Origin of the sequence: Burkholderia sp. Bp9142 (genome assembly GCF_003853415.1) — a bacterium.
Lineage (GTDB): Bacteria > Pseudomonadota > Gammaproteobacteria > Burkholderiales > Burkholderiaceae > Burkholderia.
The window spans coordinates 59,718-65,920 of record NZ_QTPP01000045.1 but is presented as its reverse complement, the minus strand read 5'-3'; the positions used below and the strand labels follow the sequence as shown (position 1 = coordinate 65,920).

Sequence of the window (6,203 nt, the reverse complement as noted above, 5' to 3'; positions counted from 1 at the left end):
CGCGCGGGCGGGCGCCGCCCGGGCCGGCCGCGCCGCGCGCGGCGGGGGGGGGGGGGGGGGGGGGGGGGCGCCGCGCGCCCCCCCCCCCCCCCCCCCCCCCCCCCCCCCCCCCCCCCCCCCCCCCCCCCCCCCCGGGCCCGCGGGCTTATGACGACGTGCTCGTCGAGATGACGGTCGGGGCCGGCATCGCCGGCGCTGCCGGGGCGGCCTGCTGGTCGACCGCGGTCGGCGCCCGATCGGAGGCGGCGGGCATCTCGGCGGACGGTGCGGGCGCGGCTGCGGATTCGACCGTGTCCGCCGCCTTCGCATCGGCGGCCGGCGTGTCGGCCGCGACGGGCTGCGCGGCGTCCGGCGCAGGCGCTTCGGCTGCTGCCTGGGAAACCGGTTCGGCATCCTTCGCATCGACCGCGGGCGCGGGCGCTGCTGCGTCCGCCGTCTGCGGTGCGGCGCCGGTCGCGGCCGGTACGGGTTCCGGCGCCTTGCCGGCGACAGCCGGCGCGGGTTCCAGTGCCTTGTCGGCAACAACCGGTGCAGGTTCAGGCGCCTTGTCGGCGACGGCCGGCGCGGGTTCCGGCGCCTTGTCGGCCACCGCCGGTGCAGGTTCAGGCGCCTTGCCGGCCACTGCCGGCGCAGGTTCAGGCGCCTCGTCGGCCACCGCCGGTGCAGGTTCAGGCGCCTCGTCGGCCACCGCCGGTGCAGGTTCAGGCGCCTCGTCGGCGACGACCGGTGCAGGTTCACGTGCCTTGTCGGCCACTGCCGACACAGGTTCCGGCGCCTTGCCGGCAACCGCCGGCGCAGGTTCAGGCGTCTTGTCGGCGACGGCCGGCGCTGCAACGATGGCGGCAGCAGGCACCGCGCTCATCGCGGCAGGTGCGACGGCAGGTGCGGCAACCGGTGCGGCTGCGCTAACCGGCACGACGGCAGCCGCTTGCGACGCCTTTGCGGCGGCCGCCTGCGTCGCGCCCGGCACCGCGCTGACGGCCGGCGCGGCGATCGACGGCGCGGGCACCGGCACCGGGATCGGCGCTGCCCGGACCGCGGTCGTCGCTATCGGCCGCGTCTGCGCGGGCGCCGGCGCGGCCGCGTCGAGCGGCGGCAGGCCCATGCGGTTGCGCACGAGCGGATCGCGATACTTCACATCGTCGGCGACGGTTGCTTCCGCGCTCGGCGCCACGTTCGAGCGCGCGAGCGGCGCCGTCGTGCCCGGGCACAGGTGCCCGGTCGCTTCCACCGCGCGCCGGTTCGCGTCGCTCTGGCAGAGCAGTGCAAGCGCGACGTCGGTCAGCCCCATCGCGCGGAATTCACGCGCATCGAGACGGCGCACGCACGCCTGGTCGACCAGGGTCGTGCCGCCCGTCGCGCCGAAGCCCGGGAACGACACGCCGACGCTCACCGAGCCCATGCACGTATCGGACAGCGTGGTCGTGAGGCCTGGCGCCTGGATCGCCGGGTTCGTCTTGATCGTCTGGGTACCCGAGTAGTTGACGTTTTCCGTCGCCTGGGTGTTGTACGGACTGGTGCCGGGCGTGCCGGCCGCGAGCGCGCTCGTGCTCTGCGGCGTCACGTTCGAGCCGCCACTCGTGGAAGACGGCAACGTCAAGTTGACCTGCACGGTCGAATTGCCACTCCCGCGCACGCCGCTCGTACTGGAACTGCTGGCGTTGCCACCGCGCGAACTGGTGACGTTCGTGTTCATGCTCGAGCCACCGCCCTGGCTGATGGCCGTCGACGACGTCGAGGACTGCGCGCTCGAAGTCGAGTCGGCGGTTTGCGCTTGGGCACCGATCGTGGCCATCGCGAACATCGCCGCACATGCCACCCTGATCTTGTTGCTGTTCATTTCAATCTCCGGACGAGGTTTGACCTCCCACCCAGGCAACCGTACTAATTCCCCTGAATTCCCTCGGCTTTGCCTGCTTCCCCGAACTGTTTCCAGCCGCTGCCCAGCCGGGACCATGAACCGCCCGACATGCCCGGCCATTGCGGGGCCTCCGGTGCGCCGATGGCACTGCCCGACGAAAGCGTTTGCTGTTGCGACGGTTTGGTTGTCTGGTCATGGTTGTTTGACGTTTGCACATTCGATTGCACGTCGTCGGCAGCACGGTCAGCGCCATACGCCGTCAGAGACGCGAGCATCAGAGCGGCGGCAATCAGTTTCTGCTTCATGTCAACTCCTTACGTTGACAACAAGGCGAGGAAAGAGACCAGCATCGCTGGGAAACTGGTCCCCCCGACACCCGCATCAAGGACTGCCGGCGGTCGCGCCGGCGCTGCCCTGGCTGCCGCCCGACGCGGACGGCGATCCGGCCGCACCGGTACCCCATACGGTCGACGCGTTGTAGTGGTTCGAGCCCGCGATCGTTCCCGACCAGCCACTGCCCGCCATGCCAGCGGCACCCGCGTTGGCAATGCCGCTGTCGTTCGCCCCGGTTGCCGTGTAGTGGTTCGCGCCCAGTACGATCGTGGCGGTCACCCCTCCCGACAGCGCGTTGGCGTTCTCGCTCGTGTTGCCGGCTCCACCGAACGAGCCTGCGGCACCGATACCGCCGCCTGCCGCGAACGCGCCCCCGTTCGTCCCCCAGCCGCTGGCCGTCGAAGTCGAGTCGTGATAGGCGGTTGCCGTGCCGGTGGATCCGGCGGGTGTCACGGTACTTCCAGCGTTTGCGCCCGCGACCGAAGCCGAGTTGCTCGTATAGCTGCCCGTGCCGACCAGCACCGAACCGGAGACGCCTGCCGCAACGGATTGCGTCTGGTTGAATGTGGACGGCCCGGACGCCAGTACGGCCGACGACAGGACGCTGAGCGTCGTCGCTAAAAAGACGTTGGCTTTCATAGCAATTCCTTGCTGTGAGGAAGTTCGGTGGCCAGGTCGCCGGGTCCGCCCTCGCGGGACGAAACCCGGCATCCGTGCCACCAGTCCATGACGAACGCTATGCGCCGCGGCTTAGTAGTGGTACAACGTCCAGCCGGTCGAGCCGGCATTCGCGCCGCTCGAGCCGCCGGCTTGTGCGCCGCCCCAGCCGAAGCCGCCCACCGTCGACGTGTTGGTGTGGTTCGTGTACGAGATCGAGCTGCTCGCACCGCCCCCGGCCGTCGCACCGGCTGCGCCGAGTGCCGCACCGGAGTCCGTGGCCGTGAATGAACCGAACCCGACAACGCCGGCCATCGTTTGGCCGCCGCTCGACGAGTTGCTGGTCGAAACCGTGCCGCTCGCTGCGAACGCTGCACCCGAAACCGCCAGAACTGCTGCTGCAATCAGAAGCTTCTTCATGGTCGACTCCATAACGGCGTGGACGGAACAAGCAAGGAAAGCTGCACGCCTTCAACTTCCCTGCCTTGAGCAATCCCCAACAATAAGGATCACTATCTAATTACAAATAATCGACTCACATCGAATCCGATATTCCGTAATTTTTGGCCAGCCGAAGTCCATCTTCGTATTTTTTTTAGTTTTCCGAAATTTTTTATAGATGTTTTCGATAATTCTTATCGATTTTTTATTATCAGAAAACAAATCGTCCCGCGCACCCGGAAACCGGCATTCGCCGTTCGGGATCAGTTGTTTTCGGAATTCACTCCCGCGTCATGCCGGCACATGGCATTCGCTTCGGCGATCGAAAATGCGCGAATATGATTTTCCACAGCTAATGCAGTGCACTCTGAAACATGCGCGTTATCGCTGCGATAACGGGCCTGCATGACAGCCGGGCGGCATCGCTTCTCCCTGAACCATCGATCAAAGATCTGCCGGGTCAATCCGGCCGACGGGCGTTCGAACTAGTCCAGCCAGCGCCGGCATTTGCCCGGCGCAATCGAGACGGCCCGGCCCGGTCGAAGACGAATCGCGGGCAAGCTGTCCGGCACGAACAGCCTGGTCCATCCGGACGAACTGAATGAAGGGGAGCACCGCTGTCGGCCGGTTCTCGCGTGGAACGACAGGCGTTCCAGCGCGCGCAACGCGCGGATGCCGGGAAACCGGCAGCGACGAACCCGCGAGGCTGGCACTGCATCGCGAGTCGTCCCCCAAGCTGTCCGACTACCCCAAGGGTGCGCAAGGAATGCGCGGATCAAGTTACTGCTTCTGGTCTTCATTGTCGTTTCCCCGACTGCTTATTGACGAGTTGGCCGCCCCCCATCTTTGTCGCTTCAGGTCGACCGCTCGCCGGTGCGTCCAATATCGCAAGCGGCATGCCACACATGATTCCACCGACCTTTGCGCGCCGCGAACCGCCCGCGCCGCGCCGCCCTCTCGCCGGAACCCGCACTTTTTGTTTCAGGAATGTATCGCGACAATGGTCGACGGCATGCATCGATCCTTGAATGCCACGAAGCAATGCCGTAAAGGCGGACGAATGCGGCGCACCGGGCCTCGTGAAAGGGCCCGTTGAACGGGTGTTTCAAACCTGAGAATGCGCCGTCGCCTATGCCGGCCGATACGCGCCTTGGCGCCCGCAAATCGCCTGCCGTGCCCCATTCGACGGCGCTCCGGTGTCACGACGCGCGCGAATCGAATCGCCCGGCATCCGTTTTCGCGCGCCGACGCGGCGGGCACCGAGACGCGTCCGGACGCGCGCACCGGCAGGCCCGAAACGCGATTGATTCATCCGTGAAAATACCGACGGGATCGAGCGTCGACCGACAACGCGAACGAGCGGTAAAAAAAGCCGATTCAGTTCGGTCCGGCACGGCTTTCATCCGCCTGCATATTCATGAAAAGCCCGTGACGCTTGCGCACCGCCCTTCAATACGCGTGATCGACCTCGACTCTTCACATTCGGCTCGCCGACATCCGATGCCGACGACCAGCGCGGTTCAATGCGCGAATCACGCCGGCTTCACGGCGGATCGGACGACACGCGATACGCGGAGGAAACATTTCCGAAGGGGATCTCGAGCGCAATTCTCATCGCTGAAACATGCTCGTGCAACGCGCGATTCATCGCTGGAAATCCGCCGCGATGCGACATTCTTGCGCATTTCGGCAGGCCGCTTCGTATCGAGCCGGCCCATGCCGCATCCGCGCGCGCCCTAGCAGGATGCATGCGTGAAACCGAAGCGCATGCGCAGCGCGGCTGCGCGGTGCGCTGCCCGGATGCAGCATGCATGCGGCGCCCCTGGCATGCCGATTGCCTGAGATTCGAATTCGGCGCGCGACGGCGCAACCTGCGTGCGGGACCGGGAATCGCCGCGTCGGTCCTGAAAACGACCGTCATCGCAACATGGCCGGCACCGCGGCTATGCGCCGAGCAGTTCCTTCTTGCGCAGGTGCACGACGTCGCGCATCGGCGGCGCGCCGAACAGCCGGCTGTATTCGCGGCTGAACTGCGACGCGCTTTCGTAGCCGACCGCCGTGGCCACCGAACCGACGTCGCCGCCCTGCCGCAGCAACAGCCGGCGCGCCTCGTGCAGCCGCAGCTGCTTCTGGTACTGCAGCGGGCTCAGCGTGGTCACGTGCTTGAAGTGATGGTGCAGCGACGACACGCTCATGTTGACTGCCTGCGCAAGCGCGTCGACGCGCATCGGCTCCGCGTAGTGATCGCGGATCCACTCGATCGCGCGCGCGATGCGGTGCGTCTGGCTGCCCGCGATGGCCATGTGCCGCAGCCGCGTACCCTGCCCGCTCGTCATCAGCCGGTACAGCAGTTCCTTTTCGATCAGCGGCGCGACCACCGGAATATCGGCCGGCGTTTCGAGCAGCCGCAACAGCCGCAGCGCGGCATCGAGCAGCGGCGGCGTCAGCTCGGTGAGCGCGATACCCTCGCCTTCGGGGCCCGCGTCGGGCTCCGGCAGCCGCATCTCGGCCGCGAGTTCGACGATGCGCTGCGGATCGAGCGTGAGCGACAGGCACAGGTAAGGCGCGTCGGGCGACGCCTGGGTAACGCGCGAGAGAATCGGCAAGTCGATCGACGTAATCAGGCAGTTCCGCGTGTCGTATTCGTAAGCCTGGCCGGCCACGATCACGCGCTTCGCACCCTGCGCGGCGATCACGAGCGCGGCACGCGAAACGCCGCAGCCGAGATCGACCGGACGCGTATGCCGGTGCAGCATCAGCGCCGGCACGGCGGTCGAATGGGAGCCGTCCGCCGGCGCGAAACGGCCGATCAGCGACGCCAGTTCGCGCCGCCCGGATTCGCGTGACGACGCGCTATCGATCATGTCCATGACGGACTCCTCGCTTCATTTCCCTGAATCGCGCGAGCATA

At 67.0% G+C, this 6,203-nt stretch carries 5 protein-coding genes; all 5 read right to left on the bottom strand.

Annotated elements, in window-relative coordinates; translation table 11 throughout:
* Positions 1–145 precede the first annotated feature (145 nt).
* The 5 genes from DIE22_RS32800 to DIE22_RS32775 all read right to left on the bottom strand — a co-directional run bounded on the left by DIE22_RS32800 (position 146) and on the right by DIE22_RS32775 (position 6,162).
* A complete protein-coding gene (locus DIE22_RS32800) occupies positions 146–1,840 on the bottom strand; it encodes a chemotaxis protein CheA (RefSeq protein WP_124607003.1) in 1,695 nt (564 codons plus the stop codon).
* A gap of 44 nt (positions 1,841–1,884) precedes the next feature.
* The gene (locus DIE22_RS32795) at positions 1,885–2,166 is read right to left on the bottom strand and encodes a hypothetical protein (RefSeq protein ID WP_124499221.1); all 282 of its coding nucleotides are present in this window, start codon (positions 2,164–2,166) and stop codon (positions 1,885–1,887) included.
* 76 nt (positions 2,167–2,242) lie between these two features.
* Complete coding sequence (locus tag DIE22_RS32790; RefSeq protein WP_124499222.1) at positions 2,243–2,833, bottom strand: hypothetical protein; 591 nt, start codon at positions 2,831–2,833, stop codon at positions 2,243–2,245.
* A 111-nt stretch (positions 2,834–2,944) separates the two neighbouring features.
* A complete protein-coding gene (locus tag DIE22_RS32785) occupies positions 2,945–3,271 on the bottom strand; it encodes a hypothetical protein (RefSeq protein ID WP_124499223.1) in 327 nt (108 codons plus the stop codon).
* A 1,964-nt stretch (positions 3,272–5,235) separates the two neighbouring features.
* Positions 5,236–6,162 (bottom strand): AraC family transcriptional regulator, encoded by a 927-nt coding sequence (locus DIE22_RS32775; protein WP_124499224.1) that lies wholly within the window; start codon positions 6,160–6,162, stop codon positions 5,236–5,238.
* Positions 6,163–6,203 lie beyond the last annotated feature (41 nt).

What these genes read in the sequence shown, in the direction of transcription:
- DIE22_RS32800 (WP_124607003.1), bottom strand. Translation starts at nt 1,840, where the DNA reads ATGAACAGCAACAAGATCAGGGTGGCATGTGCGGCGATGTTCGCGATG.
- DIE22_RS32795 (WP_124499221.1), bottom strand. Translation starts at nt 2,166, where the DNA reads ATGAAGCAGAAACTGATTGCCGCCGCTCTGATGCTCGCGTCTCTGACG.
- DIE22_RS32790 (WP_124499222.1), bottom strand. Translation starts at nt 2,833, where the DNA reads ATGAAAGCCAACGTCTTTTTAGCGACGACGCTCAGCGTCCTGTCGTCG.
- DIE22_RS32785 (WP_124499223.1), bottom strand. Translation starts at nt 3,271, where the DNA reads ATGAAGAAGCTTCTGATTGCAGCAGCAGTTCTGGCGGTTTCGGGTGCA.
- DIE22_RS32775 (WP_124499224.1), bottom strand. Translation starts at nt 6,162, where the DNA reads ATGGACATGATCGATAGCGCGTCGTCACGCGAATCCGGGCGGCGCGAA.